The sequence below is a fragment of the Streptococcus infantis genome, assembly GCF_019929575.1.
Lineage (GTDB): Bacteria > Bacillota > Bacilli > Lactobacillales > Streptococcaceae > Streptococcus > Streptococcus infantis_L.
This window is the reverse complement of the sequence record NZ_JAHZPU010000002.1, coordinates 101,070-117,724: the sequence shown is the minus strand read 5'-3', so window position 1 is coordinate 117,724 and position 16,655 is coordinate 101,070. Positions and strand designations below refer to the sequence as shown.

Sequence of the window (16,655 nt, the reverse complement as noted above, 5' to 3'; positions counted from 1 at the left end):
AATTCAAACAAATTATTAGTGCATGGATTTTAGCTGAAAACTAAAGAGACTCTTTTGTACATTCATATAGAACAAAATAAAAACATATAGTAAATATATAGAGTAGAGAATTTGAAAATAAAGAGTTGAAAACATTAAATATGCTGATACAAAGCAAATGGAAACGATTGCTAAAAATGATAAAAATATTGTAAATAGAATTAAGAAAGCCTTCCCATAACTTCGATTTTATGTTATAATATTCACAAATAAAAGTTTTAGGAGTTTATATGGTTTCTTCAGAATTTATCTCAAAAATTGAGTTTGCTTGTAAGAAAAAGGAAAGTCTTTACAGTCAAAGTAAATTCAAGTATGCTATCCGTTCAATGTTTGCTGGTGCATTCTTAACATTTAGTACAGCAGCTGGTGCAGTTGGAGCTGACTTGATTAATAAGATTGCTCCTGGTAGTGGACGTTTCCTCTTCCCATTTGTTTTCGCTTGGGGATTGGCTTACATTGTCTTCTTGAATGCTGAATTGGTAACATCTAACATGATGTTCTTGACAGCTGGTAGCTTTTTGAAAAAGATTAGCTGGAGAAAAACAGCTGAAATTCTTCTATACTGTACTTTCTTCAACTTAGTCGGTGCTCTTATAGCAGGTTGGGGATTCGCCCATTCAGCAGCTTATGCAAACCTAACACATGATAGCTTTATTTCTGGAGTTGTGGAAATGAAGTTGGGCCGTTCAAATGAACTAGTCTTGCTTGAAGCTATCTTGGCTAATGTCTTTGTAAATATCGCAATTCTTTCATTTGTTTTAGTAAAAGATGGTGGTGCTAAACTTTGGTTGGTTCTTTCAGCTATTTACATGTTTGTATTCTTAACAAATGAACACATCGCCGCAAACTTTGCATCATTTGCTATCGTGAAATTCAGTGTTGCTGCTGATTCAATCGCAAACTTCGGTATTGGAAATATTCTTCGTCACTGGGGTGTAACCTTCATTGGTAACTTTATTGGTGGTGGTCTACTGATGGGATTACCTTACGCCTTCTTAAACAAAGACGAAGATACATATGTAGATTAAAAGTTGGATTGATTCCAACTTTTTCTTTTTGTTTATCCATGCTATAATGAATGTAGAATAGTATGATATAAAGGAAAAATATGAACGAGATTAAATGTCCAAATTGTTGGGAAGTTTTTACATTCAATGAAAGCAAGTATGCAGAACTCTTGTCACAGGTACGAACTGCAGAGTTTGATAAGGAATTGCATGAGAGAATTAAACAAGAGTTGACTCTGGTTGAGCAAAAGGCTTTGAATGAGCAACAGACTAAACTGGCTCAAAAAGACCAAGAAATAGCCCAGCTTCAAAGTCAAATTAACAACTTTGATACCGAAAAAGAATTGGCAAAGAAAGAAGTAGAGCAAAGTGCTAGTCAAAGCTTGCTGGAGAAAGAAAGAGAAGTTCAAGCACTTGAAAATCAGCTAGCTACCTTGCGCTTAGAACATGAGAACCAACTACAAAAGACATTGTCAGACTTAGAGAAAGAAAGAGATCAGGTCAAAAATCAGCTCCTTTTACAAGAAAAAGAAAACGAACTTTCTCTGACTTCAGTCAAACAAAATTATGAGGCCCAGCTTAAGGTGGCCAATGAGCAGGTTGAGTTTTATAAGAATTTCAAAGCCCAACAATCAACCAAGGCCATAGGAGAAAGTCTGGAGCAGTATGCTGAGAGTGAGTTCAACAAGGTTCGTAGCTTTGCCTTCCCTAATGCCTACTTCGAAAAGGACAACAAGGTTTCAGCACGTGGTTCTAAGGGTGATTTTATTTTCCGTGATTTTGATGAAAATGGGCTAGAATTCATTTCCATCATGTTTGAGATGAAAAATGAGGCAGATGGGACTGAAAAGAAACACAAAAATGCAAACTTTTACAAGGAATTGGACAAGGATCGCCGTGAGAAAAACTGTGAGTATGCTGTTTTAGTAAGTATGCTTGAAGCAGATAACGACTACTTTAATACAGGGATTGTTGACGTTAGTCATGAATATGAGAAGATGTATGTCATTCGTCCCCAGTTCTTTATCCAGTTGATTGGACTCTTGCGCAATGCTGCCCTTAATTCCCTAAAATACAAGCAGGAATTGGCTTTGGTTCGTGAGCAAAATATTGACATTACTCATTTCGAGGAAGACTTGGACGCCTTCAAGGTTGCCTTTGCTAAAAACTACAATTCAGCTTCCGTCAACTTCGGTAAGGCCATTGACGAAATCGACAAAGCCATCAAACGGATGGAAGAAGTCAAGAAATTCCTTACTACATCCGAAAACCAACTACGTCTTGCAAACAATAAGTTGGACGATGTTTCCGTTAAAAAATTGACTCGGAAGAATCCGACTATGAAAGCCAAGTTTGATGCCTTGAAGGAAGACTAGGAGGCTCCAATGCAGATACGAAAAGCAAACATGAAGGATGCTGAAGCCTTACTGTCTCTATACGAAAACTTGGGCTATCCAACGACTGCTTCTAAGCTGTCTCGTCGTTTAGGAATGATTCTCTCTCAGCCACATTATGACCTTCTTCTAGCTGAAAGAAACGGAGAAATTTTAGGTTTCTTAGGTTATGCAAAGCTCTTCTTTTTTGAAGCAGATGGATCTTACTATCGTATTTTAGCTTTGTCGGTTGCAAAAGAAACAAGACGACAAGGAATTGCTAGTAGGCTAATCGATGAATTAAAAAAACAAGCGGTAAAAGAAGGAGTTAATACACTGGCTCTAAATAGTGGATTAACTGCTGAACGAAATGCTGCACATCAGTTTTATCAGGCAGTTGGATTTGAAAAAGTGACTGCCGGCTTTTCCTTGCATTTAAAAACTCAACATAAATAAATCATGAAAAAATAGTAGAGGGAACGAAGTAATGTCTTCAACAAAAGGGAAAACCTTATATTTTAACGAAAAGAGCATGGACTATGTGACCTTTGGTAAAGGAAAGAAGTCTCTCGTTATCATACCAGGGTTGGGGGATGGGCTTCAGACGGTTAAAGGTATGGCTATGCCTTTTTCAATCACATACCGTATACTTGCTGAACGTTACAAAATTTATGTTTTTTCTCGAATCAATGAGTTGAGGCGGGGTTATACGACACGGGATATGGCATCAGATGTTGCAGAAGCAATGGAGGTGTTAAATATTACCAGTGCCTATGTTATGGGGATTTCACAAGGTGGGATGATTGCCCAATGGCTAGCTGTAAACTTTCCAGAAAAAGTTGAAAAGTTAGTTTTGGCTGTTACAACTGCAAAACTAAGTAATCTAGGTAGGGATAGAATTAGTTGTTGGCTGAACCTGAGTCAAACAGGAACTTATAAAGATCTGATGATTGATATCGCTCGTCATTCTTACACGACTAAATCCTTTGGAAAATTTAAATACCTTTATCGAATAATGGGAATTTTTGGTCATATTAAAGATAAACAACGTATTGATATTCAGTCTGTATCTTGTTTGAAACATGATAGTCTAGATTTTTTGGAAAAAATCAACTGCCCTACGTTAATCATTGGAGCAGAAAAAGATGATGTTCTTGGCATAGATGGTCCGTTTGGATTGCATCATCATATCAGAGGTAGCCAACTGATTATTTTACCAGGGTGTGGACATGCACTCTATGAACAGAATAAAGATTTCCAAAAAAGAGTTTTAGTATTTTTAGAAAGTTAATCAATGAACGGTATTATCAATTTAAAAAAAGAAGCGGGAATGACCTCGCATGATGCAGTTTTCAAGCTGCGTAGGATTTTAGGAACTAAGAAGATTGGTCATGGAGGAACTTTAGACCCTGATGTTGTCGGTGTTTTGCCGATTGCCGTCGGTAAGGCGACCCGCATGGTCGAGTTTATGCAGGACGAGGGAAAGGTTTATGAGGGTGAAATCACCCTAGGCTATTCAACGACGACTGAGGATGCTAGTGGTGAGGTAGTTGCAGAGACACCAGTTTTGTCACCTTTAGATGAGAATCTTGTTGATGAAGCAATCGCTAGTCTGACAGGTCCTATTACTCAGATCCCCCCTATGTACTCCGCTGTCAAGGTCAATGGTCGCAAACTCTATGAATATGCGCGTGCTGGTCAAGAAGTAGAGCGTCCAGAGCGTCAGGTGACGATTTATAGTTTCGAAAGAACCAGTCCCATTTCCTATATGGAGAATCTTGCTCGATTTAGCTTTCGTGTAAAATGTAGCAAAGGGACTTATATCCGGACTTTGTCAGTTGACTTGGGAGAAAAACTTGGCTATGCAGCTCATATGTCTCATTTAACACGAACAAGCGCTGCGGGCTTGCAGTTAGATAATGCTTTGACCTTGAATGAAATTGAGGAAAAGGTTCAAGCTGGTGAGTTAGACTTTCTTCATCCCTTAGAGATTGGGACAGGTGACTTGGTTAAGGTTTATTTGACCCCAGAACAGGCAGAAGAAGTGCGTTTTGGTCGCTTTATTGAATTGGAACAAACTGAGAAGGAATTGGCTGGTTTTGAAGGTGATAAGTTATTAGCCATTTTAGAGAAACGGGATACTCTTTATAAACCAAGAAAGGTTTTCAATTGATTAGAGCTGGTGGCAAAATTGTAAACTAATGTTTAGTTTAAAAAAGCTGAAAGACAATTTAGTTTAGAAGAGAAATTGTTTTGAAAAAGGGTTGAAAACACGGTGATATTTGACAGTTTTGCTTGCTTATGATAATATTTAAATAAAGAAAAGCTAGAAAACTTTCAGAGGATATTATGAGTATTGAGATGACTGTTAGTGAGATTGCTGAGGTCTTGGGCTTGTCCCGCCAAGCAATCAATAACCGTGTCAAGGAATTACCTGAAGAAGATACGACTAAAAATGATAAAGGAGTCACCGTGGTAACTCGCAGTGGCTTGATTAAGCTTGAAGAAATCTACAAAAAAACTATTTTTGAAGATGAACCTGTTAGTGATGATGTGAAGCAACGGGAGTTAATGGAGATTCTTGTTGATGAAAAGAACGCTGAAATCATCCGTCTTTATGAGCAGTTAAAGGCTAAAGACAAACAGTTAGCTGAAAAAGATGAACAGATGCGTGTCAAAGACCGTCAAATCGCAGAAAAAGATAAGCAATTGGATCAACAACAACAGTTAACCCTACAAGCCATGAAGGACCAAGAAAACCTTCAGTTGGAGTTGGATCAGGCTAAGCAAGAAGTACAAGCAACGAAGAAAGGCTTCTTTGCTCGCTTATTTGGAGGATAAGAAAAAACTGCTTGGTTTCTAGGTATAACCAAGTAGTTTCTTTTTCAAATACAGTAAGGAATGGATAAGATGGAAAAATTAAGAGATTACATTTCATTTGATTTGGAATTTAATAAACACCAAGATAAAACTCACTTGATTCAGGTATCTGCGGTCCGTTTTAAAGATGGTGAAGAAGTAGGAGCATTTGACTCATATGTTCATACGGATGTACCATTGAAAAGTTTTATAAACGGCTTAACGGGTATCACGTCTGAAACCTTGAAAGATGCACCGATGGTGGAGGAAGTTCTTAAGAATTTTCAAGACTTTGTGGGTGAATTACCCCTTGTTGGATACAATGCAGCCAAGAGTGATTTACCAATCTTACTAGAGTATGGATTGGATTATAGTCGTCAATATCCAGTCGATCTCTATGATGAAGCTTTTGAGCGACGGAGTTCGGATCTTCACGGTATTGCAAATCTAAAATTACAGACTGTTGCTGAATTTTTAGGATTCAAGGGGCAGTCTCATAATAGTTTAGAGGATGCACGAATGACTGCGCGTGTTTATGAAGCTTTTCTAGAATCTGATGAAAGTAGAATCTTACTGGACTCCAAGAGTAGTCTAAACTCTAATCCTTTCGGTGGTTTAGATTTATCACAGCTGTTTGATTAGGAGGTTTTATGAAACCTGAAAAACCTAAAAAATTGGGCTTTAAAAAGATTTACTTAAATCTGGATAAAATCCTCTTTCTATTTTTTCTAATCTTCATGCTAGTAGATTATATTTGGTTACCACTGAACTCATTGATAGCAGGCTTTTTACTAAGTCAGACGGGCTATTTGTTTATTTCCTATAATAATGTTTTTGAAATTTTAAAACATGCGCCTTTAGTCAGCCTTGGGTTTTTAATCTTAATAGCCATTAACCTTTTAGTAGCCTATTTTCAACTAAGTCTCCTCTTTATTGGGGCTCGACACCTTCTCTATCACGAGAAACGAACCTTGATTGAGTATAGTCGCAAGGTATTTCGTGAAAGTATAGCCTTCATGAAACGTCTGACTGTTTCCAAGGCCTTGTTTATCTTCGTTTATATTGCTATGATTTTTCCGTTTATCAGGAAGATTTTTAAAATTTATTATTTTAATAAAATAGTGATACCTGAGTTTATTCAGACCTACATGGAAGACAAATACTGGATGTGGTGGCTTGCTATTATCATCTTATCAATCCTCTTCCTATACGTTTCTGTTAAGTTGATTTTTGTTTTGCCAAAAATCTTTTATGACAAGATGACGGTTAAGGAAGCAGTGGTTTACAGTTTAGAAAAAACCAGAAATCATTTTTGGTTTTACGCTTGGCATCTCTTTCTAATCCTTGTCAAAACGAATCTTTTCTTTTACTTACCTTTAATTCCTCTATTGTTGATTCAGTCTTTAGCAGATGGTCTCACACACCGAGAATCATTGATTCTAGCTATTTCAAACTATATATTGATTAAAAATATCCACTATATGGCTTTGACTTACTTCTTGGTTAAGTTTACCTCCTTTTTAACTGGTGAGGAGTTGGATATTATGCCAAGACGGAAAAAGGACCATATTATGAGATGGGGTGTAATGGGGTGCGCAAGTGTCTTCTTTGCGATTGAGGGTTATGTTTATCTAGAGGCACCCGTAGTCAATCCTCCACTTGTCATCTCTCACAGAGGTGTTTCTAATGGAAATGGTGTCCAAAATACAGTTGAATCCTTAGAAAAAACAGCTCAGTTAAAACCAGATTTAGTTGAGATGGATGTACAAGAAACTAAGGATGGTCAGTTTGTCATGATGCATGATGCTAACCTAAAAAGTTTAGCGGGATTAAATATAACACCGCAAGACTTAACTTTAGATGAGTTGAAGCAATTAGATATTTATGAAAATGGTTATCAGACCAAAATATCCAGCTTTGATGATTATATAAATCGTGCCAATGACCTTCATCAGAAATTGCTGATTGAAATTAAAACGAGTCGAAAAGATAGTGCCCAAATGATGGATCATTTTCTAGATCAATATGGGGCAAAGATCAAAGTCTATGGGCATCAGATGCAATCTTTGGATTATCATGTTATTGAAAAAGTAACTCAGTATGATAAGGAAATTCCAGTCTATTTCATTCTGCCCTACAATTCCGTTTTTCCAAGAACGAATGCTACAGGTTATACCATGGAATATTCTACCCTAGATGAATATTTTGTAACCAAGCTTTGGAATACAAAACAAAAACTCTATGTATGGACAATCAATAGTTCGGAATCCTTTGATAAGTCCCTACGTTTGGGAGTTGATGGTATGATAACAGATGATCTAGAAAGAATTAAAGAAGAGCTTGAAACCGCTCAGGAAGATCCTGAATATACGGACTTGCTTCTCAAGAAAGCAGCAGAAATATTTACTTTCTAGGTAAGACAAAAGAGGCTGAATTGAACATCAGCCTCTTTTTATGCTATTAGAATGGTAATTTACCAGCAAAAGCACCTAGTTTCTTCTTAGTTGCTTCATCAATTTGTTCAAGAGCAGCATTGACTGCTTGAACAGTCATATCTGATAGAGTTTCAATATCTTCTGGGTCAACAACTGCTGGATTGAAGTCAATCTTAATGACTTTCTTGTCCCCTGTTAGTGTAGCAGTTACAAGGTTTTGGGCAGAAGTTCCAACGAATTCTGTAGCAGCAAGTTCAGCCTGACTTTGCTCCATTTGTTTTTGAAGTTTTTGAGCTTGACGCATCATGTTTTGCATATTCATCATGGTGGTATATAGCTTCCTTTTCTATTATTTTCCCTATTATTTTAACAATTTTAACTAGAAAAGTCTATTCTAATTTTAAAGGAGCAAACATTAAATTTTCTGACAATTTATTGAATAATTAGAAAAACTATGATATAATAAATTTAAAAAATGGGATTCCCATGATTTAATAGGAGCGTTATATGAAAAAACTTGGTTTTATCCTTTTATCTTCGGCATTGTTGTTATCTGCTTGTGCAGTTCGTTTTGAACAATCGTCAACTACAAGTGATTCATCTCAGGTTGCAAAATTTTCAGAAGATAACCAAAAACTATTGGATCAGGCAACTAGTGACTACAAAACATTTGTAGAAGAACAGATTGATAAACTATTGTCGGATACAGAAGGTTTTGTTCAACTATTGAAGGATGGTAAGCTAGAAGAAGCTAAAAAGGCCTACCCTTTAATCCGTATGTCTTATGAACGTTCAGAGCCGATTGCAGAGAGCTTTGGAGAATCTGATGTGAAGATTGATTTTCGATTAGCAGACTACTTAGATGAAAACAAGACCGAAGAAGGTTGGTCTGGTTTCCACCGTATCGAGCGCATTCTTTGGGAGGAAAACACAACCAAAGGAACTGAGTCTTATGGTGACCAACTGGTAAATGACATCAAGGAATTGAAGGCTAAGATTGCGACTGTAGATGTTGATTACAAGATTATGCTAACTGGGGCTGTCGATCTTCTAAATGAAGTAGCGACAAGTAAGATTACTGGCGAAGAGGAGATTTATTCTCATACAGATTTGTATGATTTCCGAGCAAATATCCAAGGTGCTGAAAAGATTTTCCAACTCTTTAAACCCTTGCTTGAAAAATCAGATGCAGCCTTGGTTAAGGAGTTAGAGGAAGATTTCAAATCAGTCAATAGTTTGTTAGACAAACACATGACGGACAAGGAACACTATAAGCTCTATACAGACTTAACGAAAGAAGATACCAAAGAATTGTCTGAAGCAGTAACAAAACTTGGTGAACCATTATCACAAATGGGTAAATTTCTTGGTGGAGAATAAGTAATATGACAAACAAAGGCGAAAAATTTTTTGAACAAAAAATGGACCGTCGAGAATTTCTAAAAAAAGCAGGTATCGGAGGGGCTGGTCTCGCACTTGGTCTCTCCGGTGCTTCTGCTTTTTTCACACCTAAGCTTGATGGTCAGGAGAAAATCTCGTACGGGGATGAAAAGATAGCCTTCTATGGCAAACACCAAGCTGGCATTACAACTGTTATGCAGAAAAACATTTATTTTGTGGTTTTAGATTTGCATACAACCGACAAAGAGAAAATCATCCAGCTATTTAAAGATTGGACGGATTATAGTGCCAAACTTGTAGAAGGAGAATTGGTTAAAAAAGATGGTAACAATAGCCTCTTACCTCCAAGTGATACTGGAGAAACAGTTGGGCTTAATCCTCATCGTTTAACCCTGACCTTCGGAGTTTCGGCTAGCTTCCTAGAAAAGATGAAACTAGAGAATAAACGTCCAACACTCTTTAGAGATTTACCTCCATTTCCAAAGGAACAATTACGAGAAAAGTACACGGGAGGAGATATAGTTATCCAAGCTTGTGCTGATGATGAGCAAGTTGCCTTTCATGCCATACGCAACCTTATCCGAAAAGGAAGAAATGCCGTTACTCTTCGTTGGAGTCAATCTGGTTTTGCGGCTATCGGTAATCGTATGGAAACACCTCGGAATCTATTTGGTTTTAAAGACGGGACTGCTAATGTTACCACTGAGAAAGAATTTGATCAGGTTGTTTGGGCTGACAGTAAGGATTGGATGGAAAATGGTTCCTACATGGCAGTTCGTCGCATCCAGATGTTCCTTGATACTTGGGACCGAACCAATCTGGAGGAGCAAGAAAATACCTTTGGGCGCTATAAGGAAAGTGGAGCTCCTTTTGGTAAGAAAAACGAATTTGATGAGGTAGACTTGAGTCTTCTTCCTGACGATTCTCATGTTCGCTTAGCAAAAGAAGTAGATAAACCTCTCCTGCGTCGCTCTTATTCTTATTCTGATGGCATAGATGAAAAGACTGGTCAGTTTGACACTGGTTTACTCTTTATCTCCTTCCAAAAGGATCCAGATAGCTTTGTTAAGGTGCAGACCAATCTAGGTGCTACGGATAAAATGAATGAGTACGTTACCCATATAGGCAGTGGACTTTTTGCCTGCTTTGGTGGAGTAGAGAAGGGAGGTTACATTGGGCAGAAATTATTGGAATCTTAAAAGTATTATCCTCCTATTTGTTTGTTTCTTCCTGTTGATTTTTCCGGTAGGAGCTAAGGAAAATTTGAGTCCCTACTTTGTCAAAATAACTGATGCAACTAAAGCTGTTAAAGAAGGCAAACAAGATCATGCAAGAAAACTAATCGATGAAATGACCAAAGACTTCGAGAAAGTCGAGAATTCTGACTCTGAAGTAGGACGTAAAGTTCAAGAAAAGTTAGCCTTAACTGGTGATATTACTGAAGACCAGTTAACTCAGATTTCTTTAGCCATTTTGACATTTGAGAAAGAGCAAAATCCAGTCAACCTAGATGCAGAAAAAGAGAAACTTGTAAGTCGCTTAGAACCTCGTTTTCAAGCCTTAGACAAGGCAATCGCTTCTCAAGATCTGGAATCAGTAAGAGAAGCCTATAAAAAAATGAATTCAACCTGGACCATTAATGAAGCAGTGGTTCGCGACCATAGTACAGCTCATTATGGGCAAGTGGAAACAGCAATTTCCTTTTTGCGTAGTAGCATTGAGACTGAACCAACTAACTTTGATACTATTCAGGCATCGTTTGATGATTTGAAAAAAGCCATTTCTAACTTTGTTGAAGGTACAGAAATAGCGGCGACATCATCGAATCTGACCCTTAAGGATGGAATTGATCTTTTAAAAAAGGCCTTGACACAATTTCAAGCTGGTCAAGATAGTGAAGCAGCTGCAATCATGAAGGAGTTTATTACTATTTGGCCCACCATCGAGGGTTCTGTAAGTACAACCAATCCTTCGCTTTATACCAAGGTTGAAAGTGAAAGTCCTGTCATCATGGTTAAGGGAAAGGAAAGTGAATATCAAGAAAAGCTTTCTGACTTGATTGCAGAGCTATCTCAAATTGATACTAGCGCTTCCTACAATGCGTTTGATGCCATGCTCATCTTGCTCCGTGAAGGTGTAGAAGCACTCTTGATTGTCATGGCGCTTGTGACAACTTTGAAAGCTGCTAAGATGAGAAAGGGACTCAAGTGGGTCTATGGTGGTGCATTTGCGGGTATAGTGGCCAGTCTTTTAATTGCCTATATCCTACAGATTGCCTTTCCAGCAGTCACCTCAGGAACTAACCGTGAAATCATTGAAGGTGCAGTCGGGATTTTTGCAGTTATCATGATGATTTTAATCGGTATTTGGCTTCATAGCAAATCTTCTGTTAAAAAATGGAATACTTTTATGGAATCACAAATGCAAACTGTCACGAAAACAGGATCTTTCCTTTCTATGTTTGCCCTGAGTTTTCTAGCCGTATTCCGTGAAGGTGCTGAGACGATTTTATTCTATGTGGGGATTCTGCCAAGGATTTCTAGTTTTGATTTTGTCCTAGGAATTTCTCTGGCCCTCTCAGTCTTAATCGTGATTGCTTTTGTGATGAACAAGGCCAGTCAATTTTTCCTGCCTCATAAGGTTTTCTTTATCCTGACTTGTATGATTTATGCTTTAGCCTTTAAAATGACGGGAGTCAGTATTCATGCCTTACAGTTGACAAATATGATTCCAAACCATCTGATCTCAGGAATAGCAAGTATTGATATATTGGGAATTTACCCTAGTTGGGAAGGGGTAGCAGGTCAGGCTCTCTTTATCCTCGTAGTTTTTCTAATTACCATTAGACAGGGTGAAAAGTGATGGATCAAAGGGAATTAACAATTATTGAACATTTGGTAGAATTTAGAAAGAGATTGCTAGCAGTAGTTGTTTGCTTCTTTCTAGTATTCTGCGTTTCACTATTATTTGCTGATCAGGTTTATCAATTTATCACACAAGGCTTTAGTCAGAAGTTGATTGTCTTAGGGCCGAATGATATTTTATGGATTTATCTCCGTTTGGCAAGTTTGATGGCCTATAGCCTTACCTTGCCCTTTACCGTTTATCAAGTTTGGAGTTTCGTCCGACCAGCCCTTAAAAATGAAGAAGCAGGAGCGATTTTTGCTTATATCCCTGCAACTTTCCTTTGTTTTATCTTGGGATTAGCCTTTGGCTTTTATTTTGTCACACCAGCTATACTTCAGGTCTTACTGGGACTAGGTGAAAACTTATTTGAAACGCAGCTGACAGCACAAAATTATCTAGCTTTTGTCTTTCAAACAACTCTACCACTAGCGTTTATCTTTGAATTGCCAGTTATCATTGCTTTTTTAACCTCAATTGGTTTGATTGGGCCTGGACTACTCATTGCTTATAGACGTTATGCATACTTCATTTTATTGGTATTGGCTGTTATATTGACACCTGCTGATTTTATTAGCGATTTAGCGATGACTGTTCCTTTAATCTTATTGTATGAGGTTAGCATCGCTATTAGTAAATGGATGATTAAGAGAAAAAGGAAAGGAGAAAAAGATGGGAATCTTACGTGATATTGGTGCACCAGGCTTGATAGTCATTGTCCTTGGAGCATTGTTGATTTTTGGACCAAAACGCTTACCAGAGTTAGGTGAGTCAGTAGGAAAAATGCTTGCCGAGTTTAAGAAAGCCGTTAAGGGCATCGGTGAGCAAGAAGAAAAATAAACGAAAAATGATTGAATAGAGTTGAGAATTGTTAGCTTGGAATTATCTCTGGCTACAATCTCAACTTTTTTATTTAGTTTAAGGTTTCTTTAAGTTTTCTATAATATTATGAAGAACTCTATATTAATGGAAAGATGGATTTGAAAACCTACTTTTTATCATTCAAGATACCTTCCCAAAAAGTATGTATCAACTCTCTTTCTGACTAGAGAATTCTAGTATTTATTTCGATAAAGGGCTAGGTTGTGATATAATAGTAAAGAATGAGTTTTTTTAAGAACAGACTAAAGGAGTATGAAAATGATCTACGCTGGAATTTTAGCAGGTGGAACCGGCACACGCATGGGGATTAGTAATTTACCTAAACAATTTCTTGAGTTGGGAGACCGCCCAATCCTAATCCATACAATTGAAAAATTTGTTTTGGAACCAAGTATTAAAAAGATTGTAGTTGGAGTTCATGGGGACTGGGTTACACACGCAGAAGATTTAGTTGAAAAATTCCTTCCGCTTCATAAGGATCGTATCATCATCACAAAAGGTGGTGCTGATCGTAATTCGAGTATTGAAAAGATCATCGAAGCTATTGATGCTTACCGTCCAATTACAGAAGATGATATCGTAGTCACTCATGACTCAGTTCGTCCTTTTATCACACTTCGAATGATTCAAGATAACATTACTCTTGCACAAAATCATGATGCGGTAGATACTGTGGTTGAAGCAGTGGATACCATTGTTGAAAGTACAAATGGTCAGTTCATCACAGATATTCCAAATCGCGCTCATCTATACCAAGGACAGACTCCACAAACCTTCCGTTGTAAAGACTTTATTGATTTGTATGGTTCTTTATCAGCAGAAGAAAAAGAAATTTTGACAGATGCATGTAAAATTTTTGTTATCAAGGGGAAAGATGTAGCCTTAGCTAAGGGTGAATACTCAAATCTAAAAATCACAACAGTTACAGACTTGAAAATTGCTAAAAGCATGATTGAGAAAGACTAAAAACATGATTAATCAAATTTATCAACTGACCAAGCCAAAGTTTATCAATATCAAATACCAGGAAGAGGAAATTGATCAAGAAAATCATATCCTAATTCGACCAAACTTTATGGCGGTTTGTCATGCGGATCAACGTTACTATCAAGGAAAACGTGATCCCAAAATATTATCTAAAAAGCTTCCAATGGCTATGATTCATGAATCTTGTGGTACAGTCATTTCTGATCCCACAGGGACCTACAAAGTTGGCCAGAAGGTTGTCATGATTCCCAATCAACCACCTATGCAGAGTGACGAGGAATTTTATGAAAACTACATTACTGGAACATATTTCTTGTCTAGTGGTCATGATGGTTTTATGCGAGAATTTGTTTCTCTACCTAAGGATCGTGTGGTAGCTTATGAGGACGTCGAAGACACAGTTGCTGCCATTACTGAATTTGTCAGTGTGGGGATGCACGCTATGAATCGTTTCTTGACAGTTTCTCACAGCAGACGTCAGCGTATTGCAGTTATTGGAGATGGTAGTCTAGCTTTTGTCATGGCTAATATTATCAACTATACCTTGCCTGAAGCAGAGATTATTGTCATTGGCCGTCATTGGGAGAAACTTGAACTCTTCTCATTTGCGAATGAACGTTATATCACTGACAGTATTCCAGAAGACCTTAGTTTTGATCATGGTTTTGAATGTTGTGGTGGTGATGGTTGTGGACCTGCTATTAATAATCTCATTCGTTACATCAAACCACAGGGAACAATTTTGATGATGGGTGTTAGTGAGTACAAGGTAAATATCAATACTCGAGATTCCCTCGAAAAAGGTTTATTATTAGTAGGTTCTTCGCGTTCAGGACGAATTGACTTCGAAAAAGCTATCCAAATGATTGAGATTAAGAGATTTGCCAATCGTCTGAAAAATATCATTTATCTAGAAGAACCAGTCAGAGAAATCAAAGATATTCACCGAGTTTTTGCAACTGACTTAAATACCGCATTTAAGACAGTCTTTAAGTGGGAAGTCTAATGGAGGATGATTGTGGAAAAAAACATTAAGGAAAAACTTACCTCTTTACTATCAACTGATGAAGATATTCTGAGCGTTGAACAATTAGGTGGTATGACCAATCAAAACTACTTGGTCAAAACAAGCTCAAACCAATATATTGTTAAGTTTTTCGGAAAAGGTACAGATAAATTAATCGATCGCCAGAATGAGAAGTTCAATCTTGAATTGTTGAAAGATTTGAAATTAGATGTAGAAAATTATCTTTTCGATATTGAAGCAGGAATTAAGGTTAATCAATACATTGAAAATGCTGAGACACTTGATTCAACTATCATTAAAACCAAATTTGAAAAGATTGCACCGATTCTACAAACCATTCACGCTTCTGGTAAAGAATTAAAAGGAGAGTTTGCTCCTTTTGAGGAAATCAAAAAATATGAATCCTTGATACAAGGGGAGATTTCCTATCCGAACTATGAAACTGTCAGAAAGTTAGTATTTTCTCTGAAAGACCAACTTGAAGAAATTGGTATCGATAAGAAATCATGTCACATTGATTTGGTTCCTGAAAATTTCATAGAAGGACCAGATGGTCACCTTTATCTCATTGATTGGGAATATTCATCTATGAATGATCCTATGTGGGATTTGGCAGCCCTCTTCCTAGAATCTGAATTTACCAGTGCAGAGGAAGAAGACTTTCTAAGACATTATAAAAGTGATAAGACTCCAGTTTCAAGAGAAAAAATTCGTATCTACAAAATCTTGCAAGACATCATTTGGAGTCTTTGGACTATATACAAAGAAGAAAATGGTGCAGATTTCGGAGATTATGGAATCTCTCGTTACAATAGAGCTGTGAAAGAGTTGGATTCTATGGGAGGTTCTGATGAAGACTAAAAACGGAGTTTCCTTTGGTTTGCTTTCAGGTGTATTTTGGGGATTAGGTCTGACTATTAGTGCCTATATATTTTCAATTTTTACTGATTTATCACCCTTTGTAGTAGCGGCAGCACACGACTTTCTAAGTATTTTTATCTTACTAGGTTTTCTTCTAGTTAAGGAAGGAAAAGTACGTTTTTCAATCTTCTTGAATATTCGAAATGTCAGTGTTATTATTGGTGCTTTACTGGCAGGACCGATTGGTATGCAGGCCAACCTTTATGCAGTTAAGTATATTGGAAGTTCTCTAGCATCGTCTGTTTCGGCGATTTATCCTGCTGTTTCAGTCTTGCTTGCCTTCTTCTTTTTGAAGCACAAGATTTCCAAAAATACAATTTTTGGTATCTTTCTAATCATTGCTGGGATTATTGCTCAGACCTATAAAGCAGAGCAAGTGAATTCTTTCTATATCGGAATTTTATGTGCCTTGATTTGTGCCCTTGCTTGGGGAAGCGAAAGTGTTCTTAGCTCTTTTGCTATGGAAAGTGATCTCAGTGAAATTGAAGCCCTCTTGATTCGACAAGTCACATCCTTCTTGTCTTATTTAGTCATTGTACTCTTTACACATCATTCATTTGCAGAAGTGGCAAATGGCCAATTGTTTGGTCTATTGATTGTCTTTGCGGCGTTTGATATGATTTCTTACCTTGCCTACTACATTGCTATCAATCGATTGCAACCAGCAAAGGCAACTGGTCTAAATGTCAGTTATGTAGTATGGACTGTTTTGTTTGCAGCAATTTTCTTGGGGTCGCCCCTTAATTTACTAACCATCATTACTTCACTTATCGTAATGGCTGGTGTTTACATTATTATTAAAGAATAAAGGAGAAAGCGC

The 16,655-nt window shown here is 37.3% G+C and carries 18 protein-coding genes; 17 read left to right on the top strand and 1 reads right to left on the bottom strand.

The features are described 5' to 3' along the window. The first annotated feature begins 269 nt into the window (after positions 1–269). The 8 genes from K1I67_RS01730 (at position 270) to K1I67_RS01695 (ending at position 7,692) form a co-directional block, all read left to right on the top strand. The gene (locus tag K1I67_RS01730) at positions 270–1,067 is read left to right on the top strand and encodes a formate/nitrite transporter family protein (protein WP_223338529.1); all 798 of its coding nucleotides are present in this window, start codon (positions 270–272) and stop codon (positions 1,065–1,067) included. A gap of 80 nt (positions 1,068–1,147) precedes the next feature. Further along, a complete protein-coding gene (locus K1I67_RS01725) occupies positions 1,148–2,422 on the top strand; it encodes a DUF2130 domain-containing protein (RefSeq protein ID WP_223338528.1) in 1,275 nt (424 codons plus the stop codon). Positions 2,423–2,431: 9 nt separating this feature from the next. After that, entirely contained in the window at positions 2,432–2,875 is a 444-nt protein-coding gene (locus K1I67_RS01720; protein WP_223338527.1) for a GNAT family N-acetyltransferase, read from the top strand. Between the two features lie 31 nt (positions 2,876–2,906). Further along, positions 2,907–3,710 carry an alpha/beta fold hydrolase gene (locus K1I67_RS01715; protein WP_223338526.1) on the top strand — a complete coding sequence of 268 codons (804 nt, stop codon included), beginning with the start codon at positions 2,907–2,909 and terminating at the stop codon, positions 3,708–3,710. A 3-nt stretch (positions 3,711–3,713) separates the two neighbouring features. Beyond that, positions 3,714–4,592 carry a tRNA pseudouridine(55) synthase TruB gene (truB, locus tag K1I67_RS01710; RefSeq protein WP_223338525.1) on the top strand — a complete coding sequence of 293 codons (879 nt, stop codon included), beginning with the start codon at positions 3,714–3,716 and terminating at the stop codon, positions 4,590–4,592. A gap of 176 nt (positions 4,593–4,768) precedes the next feature. After that, positions 4,769–5,260, top strand: coding sequence for a chromosome segregation protein RocS (rocS, locus tag K1I67_RS01705; RefSeq protein ID WP_000021254.1), 492 nt, complete (start codon positions 4,769–4,771; stop codon positions 5,258–5,260). A gap of 69 nt (positions 5,261–5,329) precedes the next feature. Further along, positions 5,330–5,920, top strand: coding sequence for a 3'-5' exonuclease (locus tag K1I67_RS01700; RefSeq protein WP_223338524.1), 591 nt, complete (start codon positions 5,330–5,332; stop codon positions 5,918–5,920). An 8-nt stretch (positions 5,921–5,928) separates the two neighbouring features. After that, the gene (locus K1I67_RS01695) at positions 5,929–7,692 is read left to right on the top strand and encodes a glycerophosphoryl diester phosphodiesterase membrane domain-containing protein (RefSeq protein WP_223338523.1); all 1,764 of its coding nucleotides are present in this window, start codon (positions 5,929–5,931) and stop codon (positions 7,690–7,692) included. Positions 7,693–7,738: 46 nt separating this feature from the next. Here K1I67_RS01695 and K1I67_RS01690 read toward each other — a convergent pair whose 3' ends face one another. Next, on the bottom strand, positions 7,739–8,038 hold the full coding sequence (locus tag K1I67_RS01690; RefSeq protein ID WP_070459357.1) for a YbaB/EbfC family nucleoid-associated protein: 300 nt from the start codon (positions 8,036–8,038) through the stop codon (positions 7,739–7,741). 182 nt (positions 8,039–8,220) lie between these two features. On the opposite strand from K1I67_RS01690, the gene efeO reads away from it, so the two are divergent. The 9 genes from efeO to K1I67_RS01645 all read left to right on the top strand — a co-directional run bounded on the left by efeO (position 8,221) and on the right by K1I67_RS01645 (position 16,643). Continuing rightward, positions 8,221–9,093, top strand: coding sequence for an iron uptake system protein EfeO (efeO, locus tag K1I67_RS01685; protein ID WP_223338522.1), 873 nt, complete (start codon positions 8,221–8,223; stop codon positions 9,091–9,093). Positions 9,094–9,098: 5 nt separating this feature from the next. Then, the gene (gene efeB / locus K1I67_RS01680; RefSeq protein ID WP_075226862.1) at positions 9,099–10,313 is read left to right on the top strand and encodes an iron uptake transporter deferrochelatase/peroxidase subunit; all 1,215 of its coding nucleotides are present in this window, start codon (positions 9,099–9,101) and stop codon (positions 10,311–10,313) included. Further along, complete coding sequence (locus tag K1I67_RS01675; RefSeq protein ID WP_223338521.1) at positions 10,288–11,976, top strand: FTR1 family iron permease; 1,689 nt, start codon at positions 10,288–10,290, stop codon at positions 11,974–11,976. Before efeB ends, K1I67_RS01675 begins: the two co-directional genes overlap by 26 nt. Next, positions 11,976–12,707, top strand: a complete 732-nt coding sequence (tatC, locus tag K1I67_RS01670) for a twin-arginine translocase subunit TatC (RefSeq protein WP_223338520.1) — start codon at positions 11,976–11,978, stop codon at positions 12,705–12,707. The genes K1I67_RS01675 and tatC overlap by 1 nt, the downstream gene beginning before the upstream one ends. Beyond that, positions 12,691–12,858, top strand: coding sequence for a twin-arginine translocase TatA/TatE family subunit (locus K1I67_RS01665; protein WP_000512114.1), 168 nt, complete (start codon positions 12,691–12,693; stop codon positions 12,856–12,858). Before tatC ends, K1I67_RS01665 begins: the two co-directional genes overlap by 17 nt. A 300-nt stretch (positions 12,859–13,158) precedes the next feature. Further along, positions 13,159–13,866, top strand: coding sequence for an IspD/TarI family cytidylyltransferase (locus K1I67_RS01660; protein ID WP_223338547.1), 708 nt, complete (start codon positions 13,159–13,161; stop codon positions 13,864–13,866). 4 nt (positions 13,867–13,870) lie between these two features. Next, on the top strand, positions 13,871–14,893 hold the full coding sequence (locus K1I67_RS01655) for a ribitol-5-phosphate dehydrogenase (protein ID WP_223338519.1): 1,023 nt from the start codon (positions 13,871–13,873) through the stop codon (positions 14,891–14,893). A 12-nt stretch (positions 14,894–14,905) separates the two neighbouring features. Beyond that, entirely contained in the window at positions 14,906–15,775 is an 870-nt protein-coding gene (locus tag K1I67_RS01650; protein WP_223338518.1) for a choline/ethanolamine kinase family protein, read from the top strand. After that, positions 15,765–16,643 carry a DMT family transporter gene (locus K1I67_RS01645; protein ID WP_000850668.1) on the top strand — a complete coding sequence of 293 codons (879 nt, stop codon included), beginning with the start codon at positions 15,765–15,767 and terminating at the stop codon, positions 16,641–16,643. The genes K1I67_RS01650 and K1I67_RS01645 overlap by 11 nt, the downstream gene beginning before the upstream one ends. Positions 16,644–16,655 lie beyond the last annotated feature (12 nt).